This is a genomic window from Qipengyuania sp. B-5, assembly GCF_056857815.1.
The window spans coordinates 1-25512 of the sequence record NZ_JBSXNU010000039.1 but is presented as its reverse complement, the minus strand read 5'-3'; the positions used below and the strand labels follow the sequence as shown (position 1 = coordinate 25512).

Here is a 25512-nt window from a genome sequence, read left to right as displayed (position 1 = left end):
CAGGTATCCTCGGGAAAGTGAGACTTCACGCCCTTCAGGCGGTCTCACTTTCCCGAGGATACCTGCTATTATGCGAGTCTATGGCTGAAGCCAGTATCCGACTGAAGTCGGAGGGGTTGCTCCCAAAGCGTGACGCTAAATAGATTCTCCGGTAGTAGCGGATTTCCGTTGCCGCAGAATTTCCTGAACTGCCACCAGATCTTCGAGTTTGTCTATGTCAACTGCAGCAAGGCCATCGCTCGCAGCAACGAGTGATGCCCGGATCCCAATCCTGCTACCGAGCCTCGCAAGGCCCTCTGACAAGCTCAGCCTCCGCAAAAGCATCTGGAATAGAGTGGGCACGCCGAGCCGGGCGGCAATCAACCAGGGCCTTTTGCGATCGGCCTCGACTTTCGCCCAGACGTCGATCGCCTTGCTGGCGTCCGCAGTCCGAAGATAGAAGAGATTGCATCCAGACCATTCGCCGTCGGAGAACCGAATATATGTGCGCCTAGCCGACGGCAAAGCCCGCTCGACAACCGAACGTTCCGCCATCATCACCGAAAGATCGGCGACATCAGGTGTCTTCTCGATAAGTTCCCTTACCCATTCGGGCCGCAAAAGGGCATGATCGCAGGTGGTCAAAAGCAGCGGCGCACCAAGCGTGTCGAATGCTGAGCCAACGCTCTCGCTCGGTCCCGATCCAGCGTACAAAACCTCTGTATCCAGAGCTCGCGCCAGATCGGCGACAGGCCCGACGTCACAGCTGACAGCAATGCGCTCGATCCCTGCGTCGCGGAGGGCCGATACAACCCGTTCCAGCAATGTCGTGCCGGCAAGATCGATCAGCCCCTTGTGTTCGACACCAAGCGACCGCACAAAAGGATCGCCGCCAGGCCGCGTGCCGGCCAGAACCAATGCAGCGGGAGAATCTTTTCGGGCAATCATTGCTGCTCTCTAGCCGCGTGCAATGTCCCCGGACAGTGCCAAGTCCAAGTTTCAGCTGTCTGGAATTGCCTCCCATTGCCGTGCACGCACTGGCACATTAATCGGTATCGTATGAGCATTACACCGCCCAGACCCGTGATCGAGACAGTCGGAAGCAATCCCACTCGCCTGTGGGGCCTGACAATGCAGGAGCGCCATCGCAGGATCGGTGCGGCAAACGGGTATGACGGTGCGACCGCCGACGCCGTTCTACTGGTCAACTCAAGCTATGTAGCCGACCCGGCCTGGGTCCGCCATGTTGCGGCCACGCCGGGCCTCGTCCTGACAATCGATGGCATACCTGCCTTGGCTCATGCAACTTCCGTGAAAGAGGTCGATACCCTTCGGAGCGCCATGGCCCACCAGACCGCAGCACCAGCAAGCTCGGGCCTTCTTTTCCTGCGCTATGAAGACGGCCCAACCATCGAGAACAAGCAGCTCCGTAAACGTGAAACGCCGTTTCTTACCAAACTGGAGCCAGCCACCGTTCGTGCCATCGAACGCGCAAGCTATTTCGGCGCTTACAAAGGCGTCACCGATGTTCTGACCAAGTATTTGTGGCCGGAATGGGCGCTGGTGCTAACCCGCTTTGCGGCAAAGATCGGAATGACTCCAAATATGGTCACTGCAATCGGGGCAGTTCTGTGCGTAGCAGCAACAGTGGCTTTCGCCCTTGGGCAATACTGGGCAGGCATGGCGATGGGCCTGGCTTTCATGGTGCTCGATACGGTCGACGGCAAGCTGGCCCGCTGTACCATCACATCCAGTTGGTGGGGCAATGTCTTCGACCACGGTATTGACCTTGTTCACCCGCCCTTCTGGTGGTGGTTCTGGGCGACCGGACTGGTCTATTGGGGCCTCGAACTCGATGTAACGACCTTCTGGTTGGTCCAGGGCGCGATTCAGGGAGGCTACGTCGTCCAGCGACTGATCGAAGGGGCATTCATCGCCCGCAATGGCGGGATGCACATTCATGTCTGGCGGCGCTTCGACAGCCGGTTCCGGCTGTTCACCGCCCGGCGTAATCCGAACATGATCATCCTCTTCGTCTCATTGCTGTTCGGTCGGCCCGATCTCGGGATCATTGCAGTTGCATGGTGGACTGTTATCTCGCTTCTCGTGCATATCGTACAGCTGGTGCAGGCAGAGATTGCGCGCGCGAAAAAAGGTGCGCAGCTCACCAGCTGGCTGGCGGAGGACGGCGCATGAACGCAACTATCGAAAAGTTCGGCTTTCCCACGACCCTGCTGCACGAGCTGGAGCATTGGGTAATCCTGCTTCGCCCGACCCAGCCTACACTCGGCAGTCTCGTCCTGGCGGCCAAATCAGATGCCATCGATTTTTCGGCCCTGCCCGCCCCAGCACATGCCGAACTGGCTGCCGCGACCAAAGCGATTGAAAGCGCACTTCGCACATTCGTCGACTACGAGAAGATCAATTACCTGATGCTGATGATGGTGGATCCCAATGTCCATTTTCACGTCATTCCGCGTTATGAGGGTATCCGGGAATTCGCGGGTCTCGAATTCCCGGACCTCGGGTGGCCGAAATTTCCCGATCTGGGCGCTTCTCAAGAACTCGATGCGGCTACCCGAGACAGCCTGATCGAAAAGCTCTCCGCTCTCATGGCCAGGTGAATTTCAATGGGGTCAGAATCCGTGCGCCTGAATGTGATCGCAATTGGCGGGCGGCATCAGCTTCTACATATAATACCTCTCGCTCTCGAGCTTTCCCGGCGCAATATGATCGACTGCCGGATCTTCGTTGCCGATGACGATGAACGGAAAGTTGTGTTACAACTGGCCAATCGGCTCGCCATCGATGCGCCAGACATATCGGTTATGTCTCTCGGACCTGTCGGGTCGAAACTGCCCAAGAAAATTGCTCGCCTTTGGAAGTGGCGAAACGAGCTGCGCTCTGCTGACGCCCTGCTTTCGGCTGAACGGACGAGCACGATCTTGAAGCGCCTGCCTGGCCGCTGCCCTCCCTTCCTTCACATACTGCATGGTGCTGGCGATCGGGAGAAAGGCTTTGAGCCGCGCCTCGGGTTGTTCGATTTCGTTTTCACCGCTGGCGAGAAGGACCGTCAGAGAATAATCGAGGCAGGCCTGCAGGATGAAAGCCGCGTTGCGGCGATTGGCGGAATCAAGATTGCCGTCACTCGCGCGCTGCCTCCACCTCCCAAGCTGTTCGCGAATGAACTTCCGATTGTGCTCTACAATCCCCACTTCTCCCGGGAACTAGGCACATTTCATCAAGTGGCGGAGCCAATGATCCGCCAATTCGGTAGTACCGATAGGTACAATCTTGTGATTGCGCCTCATGTCAGGCTGAAATCGACTATGACTCCCTCCGAAGTCGCTGATTGGAATTCACGCAGCGGAGAAAACATACTAGTCGACATGGGATCCGACCGCTCGAATGACATGACCTACACGAGATCGGCCGACGTCTATATCGGCGACGTCAGTAGCCAAGTTTACGAATTCATTATTCAGCCTCGCCCATGCGTCTTCGTCGACGCGAACGACACCGATTGGCGGGACGATCCGAATTACCGGATGTGGCAATTCGGCGAAGTGTTGTCACCTGACGCCGACTTTGTCGCCGCAGCAGACGATGCAATCGCGCAATTCAGCCGGTTCTATGATCTTCAAGCAAAATCGCTGCGTGACACATATGCCGGCCTCGAACAAAGCTCGGGAAACTTGTTGAAAAGCGCGGCCGATCTCGCGGAGACGGTTATCGTACAGCTAGGCTCCAACGGTCGGTCAAGGCAGTAGCGATTTCGATGTCGTTCAGGAAATCGACCTCGGCCCACTCGAGTCCTTCAATCGACTTGGTACCGACCTTGCCGGTGTCGGCGATCATGTCGATCACTTTCAAATACCAGTGATTGACCCCGTCTGGCGTGCGCATGGTCTGACGCACGGTTTCGCGGAAAAGTTCGGCTCCCTCGCCTCGAAAGGCGAGGAAACCGATCGATTCAGCATTGGTCACCTCAGCCGTCAATGTCTTGCCGATGCGGGCCAGGCGTCCATTCTCACCGCGGCTGACTTTCATATCGTCACTGTCGTAGGCATCTTTAATGTCTACGGAAACGGCGATAGGCCAGTCGGACCCTTCCAGAACGCGATTTACGATCTCTTCGGATACCAGAGTATCGCCGTTGAGGATCACGAAGTCGCCTTTCATCTCCTCGCGCACGATCCAGCAGGAACCGAGGTTATCGGCCACCTTAAAGAACGGATTGAAATGACAAGTGATCTCGACGCGCGGATCTCCGACTTTCTCCAGCAGATCTTCAACCATGTCGGTCATGAAGCCGGTCACGACGTCGATCCGTTTGATCCCGGCGCGCGCTAGCATCTCGACCTGCCATTCGATCAGGGTCTTGCCCGAGAACTCAATCAGGCACTTGGGTCGCTCGGCAGTAAGTGGCAGCAAGCGCGAGCCCTGGCCCGCGCTCAGAAGGATAGCGTGTTCAATCATGCGCCGCGCTTTAAGCGCAGTCTACAGGCGCCGCAACGCTCCTGTTGTGTCCATTGCCGCATGCCAGCTTGCGCCTTGCCGAGCGCTCGTTCAAAGCGCGCACTTCATGGAAGAAACCGCCGCTCATCAAGGTGCATCCCGCCCGCTGCTGGCCCGAATGTTGACCAATGTCGCTTGGCTTATCGGCGGCAAGGGCTTTGGAGCCGTCTGTTCGCTGATATATCTCGCGATACTCACCCGTTCTCTCGGTCTCAAAGATTTCGGACACTTCGCCCTCATCTTTGGAACTTCGCAGGCGTTGATAGCGATTGCGGGCTTTCAGAGCTGGCAAACAGTAGTCCGTTTCGGCGTGCAGCACATACACAGCCAAGATTGGGCCGGATTCGGCAGGCTCAGCATGATGGCTTTCATCCTCGATGTAATTGGCGCGGTGTTCGGTTGCGTAATCGCCTATGTCGCCTTTTACCATTTTGCTGCCGAACTCGATCTCAATCCCCGATTTATCGACACCGCTTTCTGGTTCAACGTAGCAGCGCTCTGGGCACTCGTATCCGCGCCTACGGGGATCGTGAGAGCACTCGATCGCTTCGATGTCGCCGTCTATGTCGAAGCGCTGGTACCTGCGGGCAGGCTGATCGCTGCGGCGGTGATTGCATTCACCGGCCCTAGTGTTTTGTTGTTCCTCGTCGCCTGGGCGGTAATCGACCTGCTCGAAGCGGCAGTTTACTGGATTGTTGCGCGCAGGCTCAGTCCCAAGGCGATCCGCCTGAAATACCTGCCTCAAGCGTTCCAGGCCCGGCACGAAAATCCCGGACTGGTTCGCTTCTTCGGCATAACTTATCTCAGCGCCACGCTCGAAGCGATATTCAAGCACGGGCCGCTGCTTGCAGTGGGTTATCTGGTCGGAACGAGCGCTGCAGGGGTCTATCGCCTGGCCCATCAACTGGCGCAGGGTCTGGCCAAGCTTTCGAGCTTGCTCAGCCGCGCAGCCTATGCGCAGATCGCACGTGCTAGCGTCTCGTCGGCGGCGCAGGAATTTCGCGCGCTCGCCTCGCAGACCACGCGGTTGGCAGCTATTGGCGGAGCCATGGTCGTGGTTATGGTGGCGGCGGTTGGGGGACACCTGCTCGCCCTTCTGGGCGGCGAAGAATTCCGGAATGGCTACACTATCCTGCTTCCACTGGTGATCGTTTCCAGCATCGAGCTTGCCGGGGTGGCTTTCGAGCCTGTCCTGCATGCGACCGGACGCGCGCGCATGTCACTCGTCGCGCGTTTCGTCACAGTGGCGACGGCCGCGATTGCGATCCTTTTTCTGGCCCAGCACTATGCCGAGCAAGGCATAGCCTGGTCACTCGTCATCGGCGCTCTGGTGGGCTATTTCGTGATGGGGATGATGGCGATCGTCACGTTGCGCACCGTGGTTGCGAATATTCCTGAAGGTGAAAAGACTACCTGATCCCGCGTTAGTCGCTCCAGCCGATAACGCGCCACCCGTTCGTTTCCGCGCGTTTGCGTTTGCTGGCACTTTGCGTGACGAAGACCGGATCATCGGCCTCCTGCAAGAGCGGAGCGTCGGCAAAGCTGTCGCTGACGAACCGCGTTTTCCGCCCTGCGGGCTTGTCGTCGAGCCAGAGCGCAACTCGCTTGCGCTTTTCATCGCCGTAGCAGTTTCCGCCCGGAATCTTTTCGCCATCCCATCCCGTCGCGATAACATCTTCAATGCCCAGCTTCTCGGCAAAGCCGCGAGCATAGAATTCGAAAGCTGCCGTCGCGATGACGAGGTGTGCGCCTTCCTTTCGATCGGTCTCGAGCATGGCAATCACACCCTCCACCCATCCGCATTTGCGGAGATGATGGGTCGCGAATTCCCGCCCCGCCCGTTCCAGAGCTTCGACCGGCTGCCGGCCAAGCATCAAGTGCATGCCCATGGTCTTCAGCCTGGTGCGATCATAGAGGCCTATCCGGTATCCGATCATCATCGCGATCCATACAGGAAAGAGCAGCACGCGCACGGGTGCCAGCCTTTGCGCGGCAAAAAGAAGGAACGGCGTAAATGTTGCTCGCCGCACTAGCGTCTTGTCGAGATCGTAGATCGCCACCTTCATCACGCAGCTCCGTGACAGGTCGGCCATGACGCTGCAAGACCGGCTATTCCTCGCTGCGCCCCTTGCGCCATGCGTATCAATCACTAGAGAGAACGCACACGCAGACAGGATCGATAAATTCAATGGCGACCTTCACTCTCCCGAAGAACTCCAAGATCAACGGCAAGGGCCGTACTCACAAGTCGGACGGTGCGGGCCGAGTGAAGAAATTCAAGATCTATCGCTACGATCCGGATACGGGTGAAAATCCGCGCTACGACACGTTCGAGATCGATCTGGACGCCTGCGGCCCGATGGTTCTCGATGCGCTGTTCAAGATCAAGAACGAAATCGATCCTACGCTGACGTTCCGCCGCTCCTGCCGCGAGGGTATTTGCGGATCGTGTTCCATGAACATGAACGGCAAGAACGGCCTTGCCTGCACGACCGCGATCGAAGATCTGAAGGGTGAAATCCGCATTACCCCGCTTCCTCACATGGAAGTGATCAAGGATCTCGTCCCCGATTTCACGCATTTCTACGCGCAATACGCCAGCATCCGTCCCTGGCTGCAGACCGTCTCCACCACGCCGAGCGGCAAGGAGCGTCTCCAGTCGCCCGAACAGCGCGAAAAGCTCGATGGCCTCTACGAGTGCATCCTGTGCGCCTGCTGTTCGACCGCTTGCCCGAGCTATTGGTGGAACAGCGACAAGTTCCTCGGCCCGGCAATCCTGCTCCAGGCCTATCGCTGGCTTGCCGACAGTCGTGACGAGATGACCGGTGAGCGTCTCGACCAGCTCGAGGACCCTTTCCGTCTCTACCGCTGCCACACCATCATGAACTGCGCGAATGTCTGCCCCAAGGGCCTCAGCCCGGCAAAGGCCATCGCCGAAACCAAGAAGATGATGGTCGAACGCGCGATCTGACGTGCTGACCGACGACGTATTCGAGCATGGTCCAGACCCGGACAATCCGGGCTGGCGTCATTGGAACCTGAAAGACGAAACACTGTTCAACGGCGCGGTGATGGGGAAGCTCATCACGCGTCTGGATGAGGACGGACGTCATGCCCGGCTGCGAATGTTTCCCGAGCGTCGTCACGAAAACCTGCAAGGCATTATCCACGGCGCGGTCACGCTGTCGCTGATCGACATCTCGCTGTTCACGACCATGCACACGCTAGGCAGCGGCAATGCCGGGCCGTCGGTAACGCTGGAGCTTTCGACGCAGTTTACCGGAGCGGGCCAGCCCGATCGTCCACTCGACGCCGTGACCGAGATCGTCCGTGAAACCCGCGGCCTCGTCTTCGTGCGCGGGACGGTCGAGCAGGAGAGCAACGTCGTCGCCTCGTTCTCGGGTATCGTGAAGAAGATGCGCCCGAAATGACCGGCATGCTCGCGCGGTACGAGAAGCTGGTCGCGGCGGGAGAGCTTCGTAGCGACCCCGATCAGCGCAGGGCCGCAGAACGGCTGGACCGATTGCAGAAGGACCTGGAGGCAGAAACCTCCGGTGGCATCCTGAGCCAGCTTTTCCGCCCGAAGAAGACGCGTCCGCAAGGCGTGTATATGTGGGGCGGCGTGGGGCGCGGCAAATCCATGCTGATGGATCTCTTCGTCGAAACTCTCTCTATCGAGGAAAAACGCCGGGTCCATTTCCATGAGTTCATGCTGGAAGTCGACCGACTAATCCGAGAGGAGCGAAAGAAGGAAGCAGGCGATCCGATAGCTCCGGTCGCGGCGCAGCTTGCGCGTGATATCCGCTGTCTCGCATTCGATGAAATGGTAGTGAACAATACCGCCGATGCCGCGATCATGGCCCGCCTGTTCACTGCCCTGATCTGCGATGAGGGCGTAGCGGTTGTCACCACCAGCAATCGTCCACCATCCGACCTTTACAAGGATGGCCTCAACCGTTCGCTCTTCCTGCCATTCATCGAACTCGTCCAGGCGGAGATGGACGTGATGCCGCTCAATGGGCCTACCGATTACCGGCTCGACCGCCTCGGCGATATCGACACTTGGCACACACCGCTGGGAGACGAAGCCACGGCTCAGGTTCGCGAGGCTTTCTTTCGGTTAACCGACTACAAGCCCGAGGATGCCGAGCATGTCCCCAGCGGGCAGCTCGATCTTGGTGGTGGACGCACGCTGCATGTTCCCAAGAGCCTCAAGGGCGTAGGCGTATTCAGCTTCAAGCGGCTATGCGGGGAAAATCGCGGTGCCGCAGATTATCTGGCAATCGCGCATGCCTATCACACGGTCATCGTGGTCGGCATACCGCGCCTTTCACCCGAGAACCGCAACGAGGCGATTCGTTTCACCAAGTTGATCGACGCGCTGTACGAGAACAGCGTGAAACTGTTCGTCACGGCCGCGGCAGAGCCCGAAGATCTCTATGTCGCGGGGGATGGAGCGTTCGAATTCGAGAGAACGGTCAGCCGCCTCAAGGAAATGCAGAGCGCTGAATACATGGCACGCGGCCACGGGGTGGAGTGATCAGGCCGCGCTGCGCGTAGCGCTGTTCTCGAAATAATCGATCATCATCGTCAGCACGTGGCGCAGCGAGCGCTCCTGTTCGTCGAGCCGCGCCTCGATTGCCGCGAGGCGCTGAAGCGTGTCGCCATCTTCTGGCGATTGCGAGGCCTGCTGCGAAAGGCTGGAAATCTCCTTGCGAACCGAAGCGATCGCCTGATCCCGTTCGGCGAATGCCTGTTCGATCGCCTCGATCTGCGCGTCCATGAGCGCGGAATTTTCGGATTGGGGCAAGGTTTCACCTCCATTGAGCTGTTCAGGCGCTTGCGGTGGTCCGGAATCGGTCCCGAACTCCTCCGCCTTCCGCGAAGAAGGCTTTTCGTGCTGCGGGGTATAATCTCCCATCGGAGCCTCCTCTGGCACCTTCCCATTGATCTCATCGATCACCGTATCGACAAGCGGCAAGTCGATAATTTCGCGCTGTTGCATCGCGCCCTTCATCAGAACGCGCGACATGATACGATTGATCAGGCGCGGGATTCCGCGACTTTCGCGGTGAATGCGCTTCCAGACGTCGCCTTCGAAGCGCGGCCGGACCTTGTAGCCGACATGTTCGAGCCGGTGCATCACGTAAGGCTCGATCTCCCCCGGCTGCATCGCTTCGAGATGGTGTGAGGCAATAACACGCTGACGGAGTTGTTCGAGCTGGTCCCATTCGGCGAGAAGTTGCCTGAATTCGGGTTGGCCGAGCAAAAGCATCTGGAGCAGCGGCTTCGCGCCGAGATGGAAGTTCGACAGCATGCGCAGCTCTTCAAGCGCACCGATGGTAAGGTTCTGAGCCTCGTCGACGACCAGCAGCACCTTGCGCCCTGCCCGCGCCTCGTCCTGCAGGAACAGTTCGATAGCGGACAGCGCGCCTGCCTTGTCGCTATGGTCGATCTCGAGACCGAAGCTGTGCGCGGCCATCGTAATCATTTCTTCGCTGCCGAGCGCGCTGGTGACCACTTCGCCCACGGTCACGCTGTTCCAATCGAGCCGGTTTCGCAGATGTCCGACAAGCGTGGATTTGCCCGCGCCAACTTCGCCGGTAATGACGATGAAGCCTTCACCCTGAGCCAGGCCATAGCCCAGATAGCTGAGCGCCTTCTTGTGCGTCACGCTTTCGAAATAGAACGAGGGATCCGGCGTGAGCTGGAAAGGCCGCTCGCTGAAACCGTAAAAATCCTCGTACATATGTCGCTCTTGTGGTCCTGATCCTGCCGCGCGGGCTCCTGTGCGACCCTTACCCCTCAAATATGGTTAAAGTGTTTATAGCGCGTCCTATACCAGCATTTCCGCAGCAGGTCCCTGCCCGAGGAAGGCGGAGGGAGACGCGCTGGCGCCGTAAGCTCCCGCGCAGAACACAGCGACGATATCGCCTATTTCTGCGCGGGGCAGGTGCGCCTTGTCGGCAAGCCGGTCCAGCGGAGTACACAGGCATCCCACGACATTGGCGACTTCGATCGGTTCGGCGTCGAAACGCGATGCTATCGCAAGCGGATAGTTGCGCCGGACCACCGTGCCGAAATTTCCGGAAGCCGCAAGCTGGTGATGCAATCCGCCATCGGTGATCAGATAGGTCTCGCCGTGGCTCTGCTTCCGGTCGACAATCCGGGTCAGGTAAACACCCGCCTCACCCACGATATAGCGGCCGAGTTCGATATAGAGTTCCGCCCCGGCCAGTGTTTCCGGAAGGCTTGCGAACCGCTCAGCCAGCGCCTCACCGACGCGGGTGATATCCAGCGGTGTGTCGCCGTGGAAATAGGGAATGCCGAAGCCGCCTCCCATATTGAGCTTGGGTAGATCAAGTCCCGCTTCGCCGGCAATCCGGTGGGCCAGGTCTAGCGTGTTCGCCTGTGTCTCGATCACCGCATCGGCGTCCAGTGCCTGGCTCCCGGTGAAGATATGCAACCCCCGCCACACGCAGTTTGCGGCGACAATCTCTCGCGCAAGAGCGGGAACCCGGTCGGCATCCACTCCGAAAGGCTTTGCTCCGCCGCCCATCTTCATGCCCGATCCCTTGAGCTCGAAGTCGGGATTCACGCGGATGGCGAGACGCGGCGGGATGCCCAACTTCTCTCCGATAGCGAGCGCACGGTGCGCCTCGTTCTCGCTTTCGAGATTGAGAGTGACGCCGGCAGAAATTGCGGCCTCCAGTTCTTCGTCGCGCTTGCCCGGTCCTGCGAAACTCACGCGTTCGCCACTTACTCCTGCCGCCCTGACCATCTCCAGTTCGCCGCCCGAGGCGATGTCGAGCCCATCGACCAGACCCGCCACATGCTCCAGCAACGGCGGGAAACTGTTCGCCTTGATCGCGTAATTTATCCGCAAACGCTCGGGCATTGCTCCGCGCAGACTCGCCACGCGATCGCTGATCATCGAGCGCGAATAAACGAAAAGCGGGGTTCTGCCGGCGATGTCGACCAGTTTGCTCGCCTTCTGCCCCGAAACGCCCAGCTCGCCATCGACTGGTTCGAAGCCTTCAGGAACTGGGCCGCGCGGCTTCATGTTTCGAGCTCCCTGACGAGTGCAGTCCGATCGATTTTGCCATTCGGGTTCAAAGGCATGGCCTCACGCCAGTGGATGACCTGAGGCTGCATGAAATTGGGGAGTTCGCGCGCCAACTGCTTCTTCAATTCGTCCGAACCTTCATCATTCCCGCGCACCACCAGATGGATCGATTGTCCAAGCTTTTCGTCGGCCAGGCCCAGCGCAACCGCTTCGCTGACAAGCCCTGTGGCCAAAGCAACGCTTTCGATTTCCTGCGGACTGATCCGGTTGCCCGAGCTCTTGATCATCGCGTCTCGCCGGCCAACGAAATAGAGCAGGCCGTCCTCGTCCATCTTTACCCGGTCACCCGACCAGACGGCGGTTCCCCCGTATCGCGATTCCGAAGGAGCCGGCTTGAAGCGCTCTGCCGTTCGTTCGGCATCTCTCCAATATCCTTGAGCAACCAATGGGCCGCAATGAACCAGTTCCCCCTCTTCTCGCGGTTCGCACAGGGCCCCTTCGTCGTTCACGACGAGAATTTCGGCGAAAGGGATGGCCCTGCCCATCGAAGTAGGGTTCGCCTCGACAAGGCTCGGATCGAGGAAGGTCGAGCGAAAAGCTTCTGTCAGGCCATACATTGGAAAAATATCCGTTTCCGGTAAGATGGAGCGCATTCCTGCGATCAATTCTACCGTCAACGCACCGCCGCTATTGGTTACGCGGCGCAAGGACGTCATCGCGGATTCGGGCCAATCCGCTTCTATCAGTTGTACCCACAGCGGCGGAACTGCGGCCAGTGTCGTCACCCCGAATCTTGCGCAGGCCTTCGCCACATCCCGGGGAAAAAGGTAGTCTAGCGGGACCACGCTTCCACCGGCATACCAGGTCGATAACAGCTGACTCTGTCCATAGTCGAAACTTAGCGGCAACACGGCCAGCGTCACATCGTCATTCGCCAGCCCAAGGTAGTGTGCCACCGACACTGCCCCCAGCCACATATTGGCATGACTCAGCATCACGCCCTTGGGCTTGCCGGTCGATCCGCTGGTGTAGAGGATTGCGGCGAGTTCTTGCGGATCGCGCCCTGAAGGCGGCTGACTGACGCCAGCACGCTCTGCCTCATGCCATGCAGATGCCTCTTCAACTGTGGCGCAGCCATCTATAATATCGCTTTTTTCCAGAGAGTTGATGCGCGAAGCTGTCGCAATCAGTAAGGTCGCTCCGCTGTCCGCCATGATATGGGCGACCTGCGCCCGCTTGAGCAGCGGATTGATCGGAACGTGCACCATTCCCGCCCGCGCAGCAGCAAGCGGCAGTAGGCAGGTTAGCTCGCCTTTCGCTGCCCAACTGGCAACACGGTCGCCCTCCGCCAGCCTGGTGCCGAGCCACCCGGCAAGAAGCGCAACCCTTCCTGCCAGTTCGCCGTGGTTCAGCGTGCGGTCTTTCAGGATCAGTGCCGGCCTGTCGGATTCTCCCCGCTCAGCAATGTGGTCCAGCGGGTGCGGCACCGGATCAAGGGGCTTGGCGTTGGATAAGGACATCACGGATCGCTATCACGCGATAGACACCATAGTGCAAGAGTACCTTGCGAACCCCATTCTTGCGCGACAGTAGGTGCGCAGCTAAGGGCAAGCCCTTTCAGCAGCAGGGTTCACAGATTGAGCATGACCGGCCAGACCGCCACCGCAGGACCGATCGGCCCGAGCCGCCGCGAGATCGACGAGAAGTTGCGCGCCATCCTGGTCGACGTTTTGTCGCTCGATGCGCAGCGGGTCGAGGGGTTCGACAACGACACCGGACTGTTCGGACATCTGCCCGAGCTGGATTCCATGGCTGTCGCCACGCTGTTCACGGAAATGGAAGATCGCCTCGGCATCGTGATCGAAGACGAGGATGTCGATGCCGAAATGCTGGATACCTACGGCGGGCTGCTCGCCTTTGCCGAAGCGAAGTGCATCGAGGGCTGACCCTTACCGAGTAAAATAGCTGGTCAGTTCGACATGGGTCGACCAGCGGAACTGGCCCACCGGGCGAAGCTTCTCCAGTCGGAAACCAGCCTCTACCAGCGCCTTCGCATCCTTGGCCCAACTGGACGGGTTGCAACTGACATAGGCAACTCGCTTGGCTTCGCTGGCTGCAATTTGCGCGACCTGTTCCCGCGCGCCCGCGCGTGGAGGATCCAGCACCACCGCTCCGAAACGGCCGATCTCCTCGGCGGTCAGCGGATTGCGGAACAGGTCACGGTGCATGGCATGAACGGGCACCCCATGACCATTGGCAGCACCCTTGCAGGCCAGGAACGCGTCGCGCGCCGCTTCCACCGCCAGCACTTTGGTGGGACCGGCAAGCGCAAATGCGAAGGTGCCAAGACCGGAGAAAAGGTCGGCAACGGTCCTGGCTCCCGCGACGAAGTCCAGAGTATCGCTCACAAGCAGTGCTTCCCCGTCACGCGTCGGCTGGAGGAAGGAATTATGCGGCAAGCCCACGGGAACACCGCCCAGGGAAATGGTAACGGGTTCCGGCTCCCACACCGTTTCCGCGCCATAGCCCTGGTCGAACGCGAGTCTTGAAAGCCCGTGAGTGCTGGCAAATTCGAGCAACGCCTCGGTGGCCGCCAGTCCTTCGGCAGCGAAATTCTTGAGGAAGCAGTCGACCCCCTGATCGGCCAGCGTCAGGCCAATATCGATGGGCTGCCTACCCGCATGATCGGCGATCAGCTTCCGCAAAGGAGCAACGAGCGCGAAAAGTTCCGGCGCCAGTATGTGGCATTCGCGCATATCGACGATGCGATTGCTCCGCCCTTCCCGGAAGCCGAGCACGGCACCCTTTCCCGCCTTGAGCCCGTGAAGCGTCGCCCGCCGCCTGGTCCGCGGTGGCGAAAGATGCGTGGGCAGGAGCTGCCCGACCTGAATGTCCTGCGATTCCGCCGCAAAACCGACCCGTTCGGTAACGAATTGCCGCAAGGCCGCTTCGTCGGCTTGCTGGATCTGGCAGCCGCCACAGGTCCCGAAATGACGACAGGGCGGCTCGACATGATGCGGCCCGGGGATGATGGTGCCGTCTTCCGAAACAACATCACCGGTGATCGCGCCTGCAACATGCCGCCCGGTTGCGGTCACCCCATCCCCCTTGGCGGCAATGCGCGTGATTTCTTCGCTCACAGGAAAGCCTCCAGCGCCGGCTTGACTGCGCGGGCCAGATCGCCCGCAGTAAAGGCTGCGCCCGCTATGCGTGCAGCCTCGTGATGCAGCCAGACCGCCTCTTCGAGAGCGCGTGAAGCATCTCCATGCACCGCAAGCCGCGAAGCCGAGATGCCCGCAAGCACATCGCCAGTCCCGGCTGTCGAAAGCCAGGCGGGCCCGCGCTCGAAAAAGCGGGTCCCCCACTGTCCGGCGAGAACAGTATCCGGGCCCTTGGCGAGCACGGCCATCCCTGTCTGCGCGTTCAGAGCCTCGGTCCTGGCGATCTTTCCTTCCGCATCGATCCCGAAAGCCTCGCACAACTGCGCCAGCTCCCCCTCATGGGGCGTGACGGCAATATTGGAGGTGTCGATGCCGGTTAGCATCGACGGACCGAGCAGGTGCAACGCATCCGCATCAAGGACCATCGGACGCTTCGCCGCGAAAGCCGACGAAAGCCTTTCCCGCGCGGCGGAATTTCTTCCAAGGCCGGGGCCGATCAGCAACGCCCCGATCCGCTCGTCCCCGAGCGCCTTGGGCAGTGCCCCATCGTCGACCACCAGCTCGGCAGGCACATCGGGATGGGAGCGATCGCTCAGCAGCTTGACGTAGCCCGCACCGCTGCGCAGCGCGGCCTGCGCTGCCAGAAGGGAAGCGCCCGGCATTTCGCCCGCGACAATGGCCAACAGGCCGCGGCGATATTTATGCGCATCCGGGGCGGGTGGATCTATCCGCGGCGGCGCGCTCAGACGCGGCAAGCCGCCGGAAAAGTCGAGGCCGATATCGACGAGCCTTTTCTGTCCCATGGAGGCCATGGCCGGCATGATGAAATGCGCCCGCTTCCATGCACCGAGGGCAATGGTCAGGTCATAATGCACCCCCGGCCCGAGCTGCTCGCCACTGTCGCTGGCAATGCTGCTCGGGATATCGATGGCGATTTTATACCCGCTTGCTTCACCGAGCTGCCGCAGGAGCGTGGCAAAGTTCCCCTCGACCTCCCGCGTTAGTCCATAGCCGAACAAACAGTCTATATAGACCTGGCAGATCGGGAGTGCGCCGCTCTCAATCTTCCCCGAATAGTATTCTCGCGCCCTATTCGCGGTTTCGGTCCCCGGCGGCTTGGGGGCTACCACCTGTACAGAGTTGCCGAGCCGCCGTAAATGTTCGGCAATTACATAACCATCCCCGCCATTGTTACCCGGTCCGCAGAGGACGCAGACGGATCTCCCCGCGGCCATACGAGCTATCCAGCGGCCAGCACCCTCGCCAGCACGCTGCATCAGTTCCCATTCGGAAGTCCCGGCTTCCATCGCTGCACGTTCGGCGGCGCGCATCTGGTCAACGGTAAGAACCGCGCAAGTGGCAGGCTTTATCAACTCAGCTGGCATACCAAGCGGCTGCCACGCCGCGCTGTTCCTAGCAAGACTTAGCGGCGTTTCAGCTGCGAAACATCCCTGACCGCGCCGCGAGCTGCGGAGGTGGTCATCGCGGCATAAGCTTCGAGTGCCTGGCTTATCTTGCGCTGTCGGGGTGCCGCCGGGGACCAGCCATTCTTGCCCCTTGCATCCATATCGGCGCGACGTTCTGCAAGCACCTCGTCACTGACCGCGAGATTGATAGTGCGTTCGGGAATAGAGATCTCGATGATGTCGCCATTCTGGACCAGTCCGATCTCCCCGCCTTCGGCCGCTTCGGGTGAGACATGGCCGATAGACAGGCCGGAAGTGCCGCCGGAGAACCGCCCGTCCGTCAACAGCGCACAGGCCGCCCCCAGCCCCTTCGATTTGAGATAGCTCGTCGGATAGAGCATTTCCTGCATCCCGGGTCCGCCGCGTGGTCCTTCGTAGCGTATGACCACCACATCGCCTTCGATCACCTGACCAGTCAGGATGGCAGTGACAGCGTCATCCTGACTTTCGAAGACCTTGGCCGGACCGGAGAAAGTGAGGATGCTTTCATCTACCCCTGCCGTCTTCACGATACAGCCGTCGCGGGCGATATTGCCATAAAGAACCGCAAGACCGCCGTCTTTGCTGAAGGCATTTTCGGCATTGCGGATCACCCCGTTCTCACGATCGACATCGAGGCTTTCCCAACGCGCCGACTGGCTGAAGGCTGTCTGCGTGGGCACACCGCCGGGCGCAGCGGAATAGAATTCGCGGACCTTGTTGTTTCGGGTGCGGCCAATATCCCAATCGTCCAGCGCGTCTCCCAGCGTCGGGCTGTGCACAGTCGGCAACGCCGTATGGAGCAGCCCCGCCCTTTCCAACTCGCCGAGGATAGCCATGATACCGCCCGCTCGGTGGACGTCTTCCATATGCACATCGCTCTTGGCGGGAGCGACCTTGGAAAGGCACGGCACCTTCCGGCTCAGCCGGTCGATATCCGCCATCGTGAAATCGACGCCTGCCTCATGCGCCGCAGCGAGAAGGTGCAGCACCGTGTTGGTAGAACCTCCCATCGCGATATCGAGGCTCATCGCATTCTCGAAGGCTTCGAAGGTCGCGATCGAACGGGGCAAGACACTTCCCTCGTTCTCTTCGTAATACCGCCGGGCCAGAGTGACGATCAGGCGCCCTGCACGCTCGAACAGGCCTCTGCGGTCTGCATGGGTGGCGAGCGTCGAACCATTGCCCGGCAGTGAAAGTCCCAGCGCTTCGGTCAGGCAGTTCATCGAGTTGGCAGTGAACATGCCGGAGCAACTGCCGCAGGTCGGACAAGCAGAGCGCTCGATGGCGGTCACTTCGTCGTCCGTGTAGCTTTCGTCGGCAGCAGCGACCATGGCATCCACCAGGTCCAGCGCGACCTCCTTTCCCTTCACCACGACCTTGCCCGCTTCCATCGGTCCGCCGCTGACGAAAACCGTGGGAATGTTGATGCGCAGGCTCGCCATCAGCATGCCTGGGGTAATCTTGTCACAATTGGAGATGCAGACCATGGCGTCGGCGCAGTGGGCATTGACCATATATTCGACGCTGTCGGCGATCAGATCGCGGCTGGGCAGCGAATAGAGCATGCCGTCATGTCCCATGGCGATGCCGTCATCCACCGCGATGGTGTTGAACTCCTTGGCCACACCGCCGGCCGCCTCGATCTCGCGCGCGACCAGTTGTCCGAGGTCCTTCAGGTGAACATGGCCTGGCACGAACTGGGTAAAACTGTTGACCACCGCGATGATCGGCTTGCCGAAATCCTCGTCCTTCATGCCCGTGGCACGCCACAATCCGCGCGCGCCGGCCATGTTGCGGCCGTGGGTAGTAGTACGTGATCTGTAATGTGGCATAGCGGGCCTCTCTGATCCGAAGCCGCGACCCTAGCAGACCCGGGTTGACGGGATAACAGGCCAGGCAGCGAGAATTACCGCAGAGCGCCCAAGATGGGCTTTAGACCTCCAGCGCGACACGTCCCAAGACATCCGCCAGCATCTGCGCCCAACGCGCCTGGCCGGCTTCGGTGGCAATCTGGTCCTGCCGGATTTCGATAGTGCAATAAGGGATGCCGCTCGTCTCGGCATGCCGGTCCATCGTAGCGTTCAGCTGCTTGCCCGAATAAGGCTCGTTGTCGCCCACCGTAAGCCCCTGCTCCCCGAAGAGCCGAATGGCATGGCGCGCAGCGCGATCATCCTGATTGTAAAGCAATGCGACTTCCCACGGACGATCTTCATCGCTCGTCTCGAGGCTGGGCGTGAAACTGTGCAATGCCACCAGCATACGAGGTTTCAGCTTGTCGATCATCTGGCCAAGGGCCCGGTGATACGGACGGTGAAACAGGCTGAGACGAGCCTCGACATCTGCGCCGATGTTGCCCGGTATCAGCCAACCGTCACTCTCCACCGGAACTACGCCGGGCTCATCCTCCCGACGGTGGAAATCGCACACAAGGCGGCTGACGCAGGCAATGTGTGCGGGCATGCCATGGCGGCGGGAAAGGCGCTCGGCTATACCCTCCACCCCGATATCGAGCGCAATATGCTCGTTCATGAGCTTGGGATCGATGCCAAGCTCGATGCCTTCCGGCACAAAGTTGGAAGCGTGATCGGCGACGCACATCAGGCCACCGGGACGAATATCCTCTACGCCGACCTGGCGATACGGCAGATTGTCGATCATCATCGAAGATTACCCTTTAACTGCCACCAGCCCGGATGATCCGAAGCGATTTTGGCTGCGGCTTCGTCACGTGCGGAATTACTGACGTAAAGAGCGAAACACGTTGCTCCCGAACCGGACATACGGGCGACAAACGGCTCGGTTCCGCGCAACGCGTCAAGGACGTCCGCAATTTGGGGGCAGGCGGAAATCGCGGGCGCCTCGAGATCGTTGCGACCCTCCAGCGAGATTTGGCGAGCATCGCCCAAAGGAAGCGGACCGCGATCCTCACCGTCCCAGGCCATGAAAACCGGCCCCGTCGCCAAAGGAATGCGCGGATTGACCAGCAGGACGGGCGTATCGGCAAGACCGTCGTCCAGAAGTTCAAGCTCGGTACCTGTGCCCCTCCCGATGCATGTGCGGCTCTCCACGCAGGCGGGCACGTCCGCACCAAGCCTGGATGCACGCTCCAGCCAATTGTCAGGCAGGCCGTGCGCCTGCTCGACTATCCGGAATATGGCGCCCGCATCTGCCGAACCGCCCCCCAGCCCTGCCGCGACCGGCAGGTTCTTCTCGAGCACGACGTCCAGCCCTTCGGGCCGCGGAAGCTTCCCGAGCGCCTGCATCACTATGTTGTCGAACGGATCGCTCAGGACACCGGAAAATTCACCGGCCACCGTCAGCCTGTCCCGGTCAGCAGGCGATGCGCGCAGAACATCGCCCGCATCGACAAAGGCGAACAGCGTTTCGAGCTCGTGATAGCCATCCTCGCGCCGCCTGCGGACATGCAGCGCGAGGTTGATCTTGGCGTATGCGATTTCGGTGATGGCCACCTAGGGATCACATATTCGGATAGTTCGGTCCGCCGCCGCCTTCGGGCGTCGTCCATTCGATATTCTGGTTGGGATCCTTGATGTCGCAGGTCTTGCAATGGACACAGTTCTGCGAATTGATCTGGAACTTAGGCTCCTCGCCTTCTTCCAGGATCCACTCATAGACCCCTGCCGGGCAATAGCGGGCGGAGGGGCCGGCAAAGACTTCCAGCTCGCTTTCACGCTGCAACTCGCGGTCGCGCACCTTGAGGTGCACCGGCTGGTCTTCCGCATGATTGGTGTAGCTGAAGCTCACATTGGTCAGCCGATCGAAGCTGATCTTTCCATCCGGCTTCGGGTAAGCGATGGGTGAGTAAAGATCGGCGCGCTCTATCATCTCGTGGTCACGGTGATGCTTCATCGTGATCGGCAGCCCGATCTTGAGCGTGCGCATCCACATGTCGATCCCGGCCAGTACCGTGCCGAGGTCTTCGCCATATTTGGCAACGGCGGGCTGCGCGTTCTTGACCTTCTTGAGTTCGGTCGCGATCCAGCTGTCACGCACGGCGGCATCGTAATCCATCAGCTCGGTGTGCTCATCGCCTGCCGCAATCGCCGCGGCAATACTTTCGGCAGCCAGCATGCCGCTCTTCATCGCGGTATGCGTCCCCTTGATGCGCGGCACGTTCACGAAACCTGCCGAACAGCCGATCAGCGCGCCGCCGGGGAAAGCCAGCTTGGGGACGCTTTGCCAACCGCCTTCGTTGATCACGCGCGCGCCATAGGCCACGCGCTTGCCGCCTTCGAGCAGCGCTGCAATCTCGGGATGATGCTTCCAGCGCTGGAATTCCTGGTAGGGCGAGACGTAGGGGTTCTTGTAGTCCAGCGCGGTCACGAAGCCGAGCGCGACCTGACCGTTGGCCTGGTGGTAGATGAAACCACCGCCCCAGGTGCCGGTTTCGCTGAGCGGCCAGCCCTGCGTGTGGATGACCACGCCCTGTTCGTATTTCTCGGGCGCGACGTCCCACAATTCCTTGACGCCCAAGCCATAGACCTGCGGCTCGCAATCGGCCTCTAGGTCGAATTTGGCCTTCATTTTCTTGGTCAGATTGCCGCGAGCACCTTCGGCGAAGAGGGTGTATTTCGCGTGGATTTCCATTCCCGGCTGGTAGTCGGGCTTGTGGCTGCCATCCTCTGCCACGCCCATATCCTGCGTAACCACGCCGGCGACCGCGCCATGCTCGTCGAACAGCACTTCGGCGGCGGGGAAGCCGGGGAAAACCATCACGCCCAGCCCTTCGGCCTGTTCGGCCAGCCAGCGACAAGTGTTGCCAAGCGAGGCGGTGTAATTGCCATCATTGGACATGAAGGGCGGCAGGAGGAATTCGGGCAGGTCCGACTTGCCGCTTTCCGAAAGCACCCAGTGGTGGTTCTCTGTCACCGGAGTTTCCGCCAGCGGGCAATCCATCTCGCGCCAATTGGGGAAGAGTTCGTTCATGGCCTTCGGGTCGACCACGGCGCCGGACAGGATATGCGCTCCGATCTCGCTGCCCTTTTCCAGCACGACGACCTCGAGCTCTTCGTTGATCTGCTTCAGCCGGATCGCCGCTGAAAGGCCTGCCGGGCCGCCGCCGATGATGACGACGTCGCAGGGCATCGATTCGCGTTCGCTCATGTCTCTCTCTTTTCGTCGCGTAAACTGTGGGATTGCCTTGATTGCTGGGCGGTTTGAGGTCAAGACCCAGACCGGACGGAATATGATCGCAGATACGCCGGGAACACGCGAATTATCGCCTGCAGAGGCGCTGGAAGCAGCGCTCGACTGGTGGCGCGAAGCCGGCGTGGAGGATGGCTATAGCGACGAGGCAATCAAGTGGCTCGCCGAACCGGAAGGAAAGCACGCCGTAGCGTCGCCGACGCCCAAGAAGCCGCCGGAAGAGCCGAAGCAGACGCCGATCGAACGGGCCTTCGAAGGGTCCGCCGCCGCCGCGCACATCGGTGGTCCGGTCGAAGCCTATCCGCAAACCCTCGAAAATTTTCGCCAATGGTGGATGAGCGCCGAAACGCTGTCCCCTCTCGGTCCCGATCGGAGGCTCCCGCCGCGCGGGGTTGCCGGGGCGAAGCTCATGATCCTCGTTCCGGAGCCGCTGGAAACCGATACCGAGCAGCTCCTCTCCGGCGCTCCCGGTCGGTTCCTTTCGGCCATCCTTGCTGCGATGGGGATAGGGGAACACGAGGCCTATCTTGCCAGCGCTCTGCCCGCGCCCTTGTCCCTGCCCGACTGGTCCGATCTGGCCGTGCGCGGGCTGACCGACGTCACCCGGCATCACGTAACCCTTGCCGCGCCGCACCGGGTACTCGTGTTCGGTCGTTCGCTGGCACCGTTGTTCGACGTGCCGGTCGAACGGGCGCGCGAACCTGCGGTCGTAAAGGCCGGGGAAAAGACCTTGCCTCTGATGCTTGCACCGGAGCTGGCCGAACTGGCACGTTCCGCACCGCGCCGCCGCAATTTCTGGAACCGTTGGCTGGATTGGACCGCATGACCTTTCGCCCCCTCCTCTTCGCTGCCGCCTGCGCCTTCGTTTCTGCAAGCCCCGCCGCCGCCCAGTCGGACAGCGTAAACTACTTTTCCCGCACGCATTCCGCGGCCCTGCCCAGCTTGCTGCAGCAGGAGGACCGTTTCTACTATCTATCGCTGTTCGAAGCGATCGAGGCGCAGAACTGGGACCGCGTCGAACTCATGTTCTCGCAGCGTCCCGACGGACCACTGCACGGATCGGCACTGGCCACCTATTATCTCGACCCCAACAGCCCTCGTATCGAGCTGGCCCGGATCGAGGACTGGCTGCGCCGCTATCCGAACAATCCGCAGGTGGAAGGCATCGTCCGGCTCGGCCAGACGCGGGGCCTTTCGTGGATGCCCGATCTCCCCCGTGAAAACTCGCTTGCGCGGCAGCCCGGAATCACCCGCCGGACCCTCCCTTCGACCATCGAAGACGGGTCCATGCCTGCAAATGTGCGCGCAGCCATTCTCGAACATATCCGTAACGATGATCCCGACGGCGCAAGGCTGCTGCTCGACGGCGTCGATGCCTCGCTATCGGGGCAGGCCCGGGCGGAATGGCGCCAGCGCGTCGCATGGAGTTACTACATCGAGAACCGCGATGCTGAAGCCTATGGCATGGCGCAGCAGGTATCGCAGGGTTCAGGGCCGTGGGTGGCAGAGGGCGACTGGGTGGCGGGCCTTGCCGCATGGCGTCTGGGCGATTGTTCACGGGCGGGCGAATTCTTCAATGCCGCCTCTTCCGGAGCGACCAATCCCGAACTGAAGGTTGCCGCCCACTATTGGGCTGCGCGCGCTCTCGTGCGGTGCCGTGAGCCCCAACTGGCCCAGGCCCACCTGCGCAGCGCGGCACGGTATGATGAAACACTCTATGGCATGCTCGCGGCAGAGCAGCTCGGAACGGACCTGCCGAGTGATCACACCGCACCCGATTTCACGCAGGAGGACTGGCGCCGCCTGTCCGACGAGCCTGCCGTGCGCGAGGCGATCATGCTGGCCGAGGTCGGTCGCCGCGATGTCGCGGACGAGGTGCTCCGCTGGCAGGTACGATATGGCAATCCCGACGATTTTGCCGCCCTCACCCGTCTCGCCCGTGCGCTCGGGCTGGCCGGGGCGCAGACTTTCATGGCCTATAACGCGCCGCGCGGCACCGCCTCGCCGCCCAACCTGCGCTGGCCGGTTGCGTTCGACACGCCGCATGGCGGCTGGCGTATCGATCCGGCACTGGCCTTCGCCCACGCCCTGCAGGAATCTAATTTCCGCGAGCGGGTGGTAAGCCCCGCCGGGGCGATCGGACTCATGCAGATCATGCCGATCACGCGCCGCGAATATGCCGCTTCGATCAATATGAGCGCTGGCGCGGACCTCAAGGATGCCAAGACCAATCTCGCCTTCGGCCAGCGCACTCTGGAGGCGCTGGCACAGGCAGGATATACCCGCGGCCACCTGCCCAAGATCATGGCCGCCTACAATGCCGGCCCCACGCCGGTGGCGCGCTGGAACAGCGAGATCAACGACCAGAACGATCCGCTGCTGTGGATGGAATCCATCCCCTATTGGGAAACCCGCGCCTATGTTGCCATCGTGATGCGCAACTACTGGATGTATCTGCGCCAGGCAGACGCCGCCGCGCCGAGCCGGATGGACCTTGCCGAAAACGACTGGCCGCAGTTTCCCCGTACCCGATAGAAGGACCCGCTGATGGCTTTAGACGAGAGCCTGCCGTTCAAGCCGATCAATATCGCACTGCTGACCATCTCCGACAGCCGCGCGCCGAAGGACGATACCTCGGGCGATATCCTTGCCGACCGGATAAAGGGCGCAGGGCACACCCTCGCCGCGCGTGAGATCAGCCGTGACGACAAGAACGAAATCGCCGCCCATCTCCACCGCTGGATCGATGACGAGCAGATCGATGCCATCATCACCACGGGCGGAACGGGGCTGACCGGCCGCGATGTGACGCCCGAGGCGCTGGACCGGGTGAAAGACAAGGACATTCCCGGTTTCGGCGAACTGTTCCGCTGGCTGAGCTTCGAGACCATCGGCACCAGCACGATCCAGAGCCGCGCCTGCGCGGTGATCTCGCGCGGGACCTACATCTTTGCCCTGCCCGGATCGAACGGCGCGGTGAAGGATGGCTGGGACAAGATCCTCGTCCACCAGCTCGACAGCCGTCATCGGCCCTGCAATTTCGTCGAACTCATGCCGCGCTTGAGGGAGCGCTGAGACGTCAGCCGAAGCGCGTCCATTTTCGGGGCCGGTCGCAACTGTGTGTTTGGTCCGATTTTAGGGTGGTGAGTGGTCATTCGCCATTTAGAGTGCCGCGTGGAGGAAAGATGTTAGGACCGCACGATAAGATCATTGCTAACGCCGCCAAGGCCGCGCTTGAACCGCTCGGTTTCAACCGCAAGGCGCGGTCGCGAACATGGATTGCGGATCACTCGTGGTGGGCGACGGTCGTCGAATTTCAGCCGAGCAGTTGGAGTAAGGGGAGCTATCTCAACGTCGCCGCGCATTGGCTCTGGTCAGACAGTGAGCACATCAGTTTCGACTTCGGCGGACGTATCGCGGAGCATGTCCAATACGTAACTGACGAGCAGTTCTCGATTGCCATGGCCGAGCTTGCGAAAATGGCGGCGGAAGAGGCCGAAAGTCTTACGCGGAGGTTTGACTCGCTTGGAGCGACAGCAGAAGTCTTGTTGAACTCAGAGCGCACTAGCCGCGACTACAGCCGGGGCGGCTGGATGGCCTATCACGCAGGTGTCGCGGCGAGCCTGACCGGGCGCAGCAACGACGCTAGTGACATGTTTGCCCGAATAGCAGAAGGCTCCACGCCAGAGCACTCTGTTCTGGCGAAGGCAGCAAGAAAGATGGCAGCGATTGCTGATCAACCTCACACGGTTCGGAGTGAAGTCTCATGTCTGATCGAGCACCATCGATCCGCATTGCGTCTTCCAGTTCTCGAAGAGCTGCCGTTTTAATGTCCGCAAGGGCGTCGTTGCACGAACCCGCTTCGCGGGAGGGGTGCTGGCGGCGCGGGTGACGCCAGAGCAAGAACGTAGCGAGTAGATCGAACAAGGCCGACCATTCCGGCTCCTTCAACCGAGGAGTCGAGAGATGAACGATCTTGTACCTGTTTCGCCCATCAGCCCGCTGCGCCAGCGGCTGATCGAGGATATGACCATGCGCCGGTTCAGCCCGGAGACGCAGCGCAACTATCTGCGCGATGTCGGGCGGTTCGCGACCTGGCTGGGGCGCTCGCCCCACACCGCGACCTCCGAGGATATCCGCCGCTTCCAGATCGAACAGCAGGAAGCCGGCGTTC

25 protein-coding genes are annotated in these 25512 nt (G+C 60.7%); 13 read left to right on the top strand and 12 right to left on the bottom strand.

The window, feature by feature from the left end; all coding sequences use genetic code 11:
* Positions 1 to 135: 135 nt before the first annotated feature.
* Positions 136 to 927 carry a nucleotidyltransferase family protein gene (locus tag AC13CE_RS06200; RefSeq protein ID WP_482971888.1) on the bottom strand — a complete coding sequence of 264 codons (792 nt, stop codon included), beginning with the start codon at positions 925 to 927 and terminating at the stop codon, positions 136 to 138.
* A gap of 111 nt (positions 928 to 1038) precedes the next feature.
* Between AC13CE_RS06200 and AC13CE_RS06195 the strand changes: the two genes are divergently transcribed.
* Genes AC13CE_RS06195 through AC13CE_RS06185 form a run of 3 tightly spaced genes read left to right on the top strand, consistent with a single transcriptional unit; the run spans position 1039 to position 3749 of the window.
* Positions 1039 to 2175 (top strand): CDP-alcohol phosphatidyltransferase family protein, encoded by a 1137-nt coding sequence (locus AC13CE_RS06195; RefSeq protein WP_482971887.1) that lies wholly within the window; start codon positions 1039 to 1041, stop codon positions 2173 to 2175.
* A complete protein-coding gene (locus AC13CE_RS06190; RefSeq protein WP_482971886.1) occupies positions 2172 to 2603 on the top strand; it encodes an HIT family protein in 432 nt (143 codons plus the stop codon). Before AC13CE_RS06195 ends, AC13CE_RS06190 begins: the two co-directional genes overlap by 4 nt.
* 6 nt (positions 2604 to 2609) lie before the next feature.
* Positions 2610 to 3749 carry a glycosyl transferase gene (locus tag AC13CE_RS06185; RefSeq protein ID WP_482971885.1) on the top strand — a complete coding sequence of 380 codons (1140 nt, stop codon included), beginning with the start codon at positions 2610 to 2612 and terminating at the stop codon, positions 3747 to 3749.
* Here the strand turns inward: AC13CE_RS06185 and AC13CE_RS06180 are convergent.
* On the bottom strand, positions 3709 to 4458 hold the full coding sequence (locus AC13CE_RS06180; protein WP_221539903.1) for a phosphocholine cytidylyltransferase family protein: 750 nt from the start codon (positions 4456 to 4458) through the stop codon (positions 3709 to 3711). The two genes, AC13CE_RS06185 and AC13CE_RS06180, sit on opposite strands and share 41 nt — an antisense overlap.
* Positions 4459 to 4564: 106 nt before the next feature.
* Between AC13CE_RS06180 and AC13CE_RS06175 the strand changes: the two genes are divergently transcribed.
* Positions 4565 to 5914, top strand: a complete 1350-nt coding sequence (locus tag AC13CE_RS06175; protein ID WP_482971884.1) for a lipopolysaccharide biosynthesis protein — start codon at positions 4565 to 4567, stop codon at positions 5912 to 5914.
* A gap of 7 nt (positions 5915 to 5921) precedes the next feature.
* Here the strand turns inward: AC13CE_RS06175 and AC13CE_RS06170 are convergent, their stop codons facing one another.
* Positions 5922 to 6590, bottom strand: coding sequence for an HAD family hydrolase (locus AC13CE_RS06170; RefSeq protein WP_482971883.1), 669 nt, complete (start codon positions 6588 to 6590; stop codon positions 5922 to 5924).
* Between the two features lie 95 nt (positions 6591 to 6685).
* Here AC13CE_RS06170 and AC13CE_RS06165 point away from each other — a divergent pair, with 95 nt between their 5' ends.
* From AC13CE_RS06165 to zapE, 3 genes are read left to right on the top strand one after another with little or no spacing between them, the layout of a single operon-like run.
* Complete coding sequence (locus AC13CE_RS06165; protein ID WP_221539896.1) at positions 6686 to 7468, top strand: succinate dehydrogenase iron-sulfur subunit; 783 nt, start codon at positions 6686 to 6688, stop codon at positions 7466 to 7468.
* Positions 7469 to 7472: 4 nt separating this feature from the next.
* Positions 7473 to 7928, top strand: coding sequence for a PaaI family thioesterase (locus AC13CE_RS06160; RefSeq protein WP_221540033.1), 456 nt, complete (start codon positions 7473 to 7475; stop codon positions 7926 to 7928).
* A complete protein-coding gene (gene zapE, locus AC13CE_RS06155) occupies positions 7925 to 9037 on the top strand; it encodes a cell division protein ZapE (protein WP_482971882.1) in 1113 nt (370 codons plus the stop codon). Before AC13CE_RS06160 ends, zapE begins: the two co-directional genes overlap by 4 nt.
* On the opposite strand, the gene AC13CE_RS06150 is transcribed toward zapE, so the two are convergent.
* The 3 genes from AC13CE_RS06150 to AC13CE_RS06140 all read right to left on the bottom strand — a co-directional run bounded on the left by AC13CE_RS06150 (position 9038) and on the right by AC13CE_RS06140 (position 13083).
* On the bottom strand, positions 9038 to 10246 hold the full coding sequence (locus tag AC13CE_RS06150) for an ExeA family protein (protein WP_482971881.1): 1209 nt from the start codon (positions 10244 to 10246) through the stop codon (positions 9038 to 9040). It lies immediately after the preceding gene.
* 87 nt (positions 10247 to 10333) lie between these two features.
* The gene (locus tag AC13CE_RS06145) at positions 10334 to 11560 is read right to left on the bottom strand and encodes a pyridoxal-dependent decarboxylase, exosortase A system-associated (protein WP_482971880.1); all 1227 of its coding nucleotides are present in this window, start codon (positions 11558 to 11560) and stop codon (positions 10334 to 10336) included.
* Positions 11557 to 13083, bottom strand: coding sequence for an acyl-CoA ligase (AMP-forming), exosortase A system-associated (locus tag AC13CE_RS06140; protein ID WP_482971879.1), 1527 nt, complete (start codon positions 13081 to 13083; stop codon positions 11557 to 11559). The genes AC13CE_RS06145 and AC13CE_RS06140 overlap by 4 nt, the downstream gene beginning before the upstream one ends.
* Positions 13084 to 13206: 123 nt before the next feature.
* On the opposite strand from AC13CE_RS06140, the gene AC13CE_RS06135 reads away from it, so the two are divergent.
* Entirely contained in the window at positions 13207 to 13509 is a 303-nt protein-coding gene (locus AC13CE_RS06135; protein WP_221539888.1) for an acyl carrier protein, read from the top strand.
* Between the two features lie 3 nt (positions 13510 to 13512).
* Here AC13CE_RS06135 and AC13CE_RS06130 read toward each other — a convergent pair whose 3' ends face one another.
* The 6 genes from AC13CE_RS06130 to AC13CE_RS06105 form a co-directional block, all read right to left on the bottom strand.
* Positions 13513 to 14703 carry a class I SAM-dependent RNA methyltransferase gene (locus AC13CE_RS06130; protein WP_482971878.1) on the bottom strand — a complete coding sequence of 397 codons (1191 nt, stop codon included), beginning with the start codon at positions 14701 to 14703 and terminating at the stop codon, positions 13513 to 13515.
* Complete coding sequence (locus AC13CE_RS06125; protein ID WP_482971877.1) at positions 14700 to 16109, bottom strand: NAD(P)H-hydrate epimerase; 1410 nt, start codon at positions 16107 to 16109, stop codon at positions 14700 to 14702. Before AC13CE_RS06125 ends, AC13CE_RS06130 begins: the two co-directional genes overlap by 4 nt.
* A 38-nt stretch (positions 16110 to 16147) precedes the next feature.
* A complete protein-coding gene (ilvD, locus tag AC13CE_RS06120; RefSeq protein WP_221539882.1) occupies positions 16148 to 18004 on the bottom strand; it encodes a dihydroxy-acid dehydratase in 1857 nt (618 codons plus the stop codon).
* Between the two features lie 100 nt (positions 18005 to 18104).
* On the bottom strand, positions 18105 to 18830 hold the full coding sequence (locus AC13CE_RS06115; RefSeq protein WP_221540031.1) for an N-formylglutamate amidohydrolase: 726 nt from the start codon (positions 18828 to 18830) through the stop codon (positions 18105 to 18107).
* A complete protein-coding gene (locus AC13CE_RS06110; RefSeq protein ID WP_482971876.1) occupies positions 18830 to 19642 on the bottom strand; it encodes a 4-(cytidine 5'-diphospho)-2-C-methyl-D-erythritol kinase in 813 nt (270 codons plus the stop codon). The genes AC13CE_RS06115 and AC13CE_RS06110 overlap by 1 nt, the downstream gene beginning before the upstream one ends.
* Positions 19643 to 19649: 7 nt before the next feature.
* Complete coding sequence (locus AC13CE_RS06105) at positions 19650 to 21296, bottom strand: electron transfer flavoprotein-ubiquinone oxidoreductase (RefSeq protein ID WP_482971875.1); 1647 nt, start codon at positions 21294 to 21296, stop codon at positions 19650 to 19652.
* A gap of 82 nt (positions 21297 to 21378) precedes the next feature.
* Between AC13CE_RS06105 and AC13CE_RS06100 the strand changes: the two genes are divergently transcribed.
* From AC13CE_RS06100 to AC13CE_RS06080, 5 genes are all read left to right on the top strand, one after another.
* A complete protein-coding gene (locus AC13CE_RS06100) occupies positions 21379 to 22164 on the top strand; it encodes a hypothetical protein (RefSeq protein WP_482971874.1) in 786 nt (261 codons plus the stop codon).
* Entirely contained in the window at positions 22161 to 23873 is a 1713-nt protein-coding gene (locus AC13CE_RS06095) for a lytic transglycosylase domain-containing protein (protein ID WP_482971873.1), read from the top strand. The genes AC13CE_RS06100 and AC13CE_RS06095 overlap by 4 nt, the downstream gene beginning before the upstream one ends.
* Before the next feature lie 12 nt (positions 23874 to 23885).
* On the top strand, positions 23886 to 24413 hold the full coding sequence (gene moaB / locus AC13CE_RS06090) for a molybdenum cofactor biosynthesis protein B (protein ID WP_482971872.1): 528 nt from the start codon (positions 23886 to 23888) through the stop codon (positions 24411 to 24413).
* 110 nt (positions 24414 to 24523) lie between these two features.
* Positions 24524 to 25168, top strand: coding sequence for a hypothetical protein (locus AC13CE_RS06085; protein ID WP_482971871.1), 645 nt, complete (start codon positions 24524 to 24526; stop codon positions 25166 to 25168).
* Positions 25169 to 25304: 136 nt separating this feature from the next.
* A partial coding sequence (locus tag AC13CE_RS06080) for a phage integrase N-terminal SAM-like domain-containing protein (protein WP_482971870.1) occupies positions 25305 to 25512 on the top strand: 208 nt, incomplete at its 3' end.

What these genes read in the sequence shown, in the direction of transcription:
- AC13CE_RS06135 (WP_221539888.1), top strand. Translation starts at nt 13,207, where the DNA reads ATGACCGGCCAGACCGCCACCGCAGGACCGATCGGCCCGAGCCGCCGC.
- ilvD (WP_221539882.1), bottom strand. Translation starts at nt 18,004, where the DNA reads ATGCCACATTACAGATCACGTACTACTACCCACGGCCGCAACATGGCC.
- AC13CE_RS06170 (WP_482971883.1), bottom strand. Translation starts at nt 6,590, where the DNA reads ATGGCCGACCTGTCACGGAGCTGCGTGATGAAGGTGGCGATCTACGAT.
- AC13CE_RS06195 (WP_482971887.1), top strand. Translation starts at nt 1,039, where the DNA reads ATGAGCATTACACCGCCCAGACCCGTGATCGAGACAGTCGGAAGCAAT.
- AC13CE_RS06150 (WP_482971881.1), bottom strand. Translation starts at nt 10,246, where the DNA reads ATGTACGAGGATTTTTACGGTTTCAGCGAGCGGCCTTTCCAGCTCACG.
- AC13CE_RS06200 (WP_482971888.1), bottom strand. Translation starts at nt 927, where the DNA reads ATGATTGCCCGAAAAGATTCTCCCGCTGCATTGGTTCTGGCCGGCACG.
- AC13CE_RS06100 (WP_482971874.1), top strand. Translation starts at nt 21,379, where the DNA reads ATGATCGCAGATACGCCGGGAACACGCGAATTATCGCCTGCAGAGGCG.
- AC13CE_RS06190 (WP_482971886.1), top strand. Translation starts at nt 2,172, where the DNA reads ATGAACGCAACTATCGAAAAGTTCGGCTTTCCCACGACCCTGCTGCAC.
- AC13CE_RS06115 (WP_221540031.1), bottom strand. Translation starts at nt 18,830, where the DNA reads ATGATCGACAATCTGCCGTATCGCCAGGTCGGCGTAGAGGATATTCGT.
- AC13CE_RS06185 (WP_482971885.1), top strand. Translation starts at nt 2,610, where the DNA reads ATGGGGTCAGAATCCGTGCGCCTGAATGTGATCGCAATTGGCGGGCGG.
- AC13CE_RS06180 (WP_221539903.1), bottom strand. Translation starts at nt 4,458, where the DNA reads ATGATTGAACACGCTATCCTTCTGAGCGCGGGCCAGGGCTCGCGCTTG.
- AC13CE_RS06175 (WP_482971884.1), top strand. Translation starts at nt 4,565, where the DNA reads ATGGAAGAAACCGCCGCTCATCAAGGTGCATCCCGCCCGCTGCTGGCC.
- moaB (WP_482971872.1), top strand. Translation starts at nt 23,886, where the DNA reads ATGGCTTTAGACGAGAGCCTGCCGTTCAAGCCGATCAATATCGCACTG.
- AC13CE_RS06095 (WP_482971873.1), top strand. Translation starts at nt 22,161, where the DNA reads ATGACCTTTCGCCCCCTCCTCTTCGCTGCCGCCTGCGCCTTCGTTTCT.
- AC13CE_RS06085 (WP_482971871.1), top strand. Translation starts at nt 24,524, where the DNA reads ATGTTAGGACCGCACGATAAGATCATTGCTAACGCCGCCAAGGCCGCG.
- AC13CE_RS06125 (WP_482971877.1), bottom strand. Translation starts at nt 16,109, where the DNA reads ATGCCAGCTGAGTTGATAAAGCCTGCCACTTGCGCGGTTCTTACCGTT.
- AC13CE_RS06165 (WP_221539896.1), top strand. Translation starts at nt 6,686, where the DNA reads ATGGCGACCTTCACTCTCCCGAAGAACTCCAAGATCAACGGCAAGGGC.
- AC13CE_RS06140 (WP_482971879.1), bottom strand. Translation starts at nt 13,083, where the DNA reads ATGTCCTTATCCAACGCCAAGCCCCTTGATCCGGTGCCGCACCCGCTG.
- AC13CE_RS06105 (WP_482971875.1), bottom strand. Translation starts at nt 21,296, where the DNA reads ATGAGCGAACGCGAATCGATGCCCTGCGACGTCGTCATCATCGGCGGC.
- zapE (WP_482971882.1), top strand. Translation starts at nt 7,925, where the DNA reads ATGACCGGCATGCTCGCGCGGTACGAGAAGCTGGTCGCGGCGGGAGAG.
- AC13CE_RS06145 (WP_482971880.1), bottom strand. Translation starts at nt 11,560, where the DNA reads ATGAAGCCGCGCGGCCCAGTTCCTGAAGGCTTCGAACCAGTCGATGGC.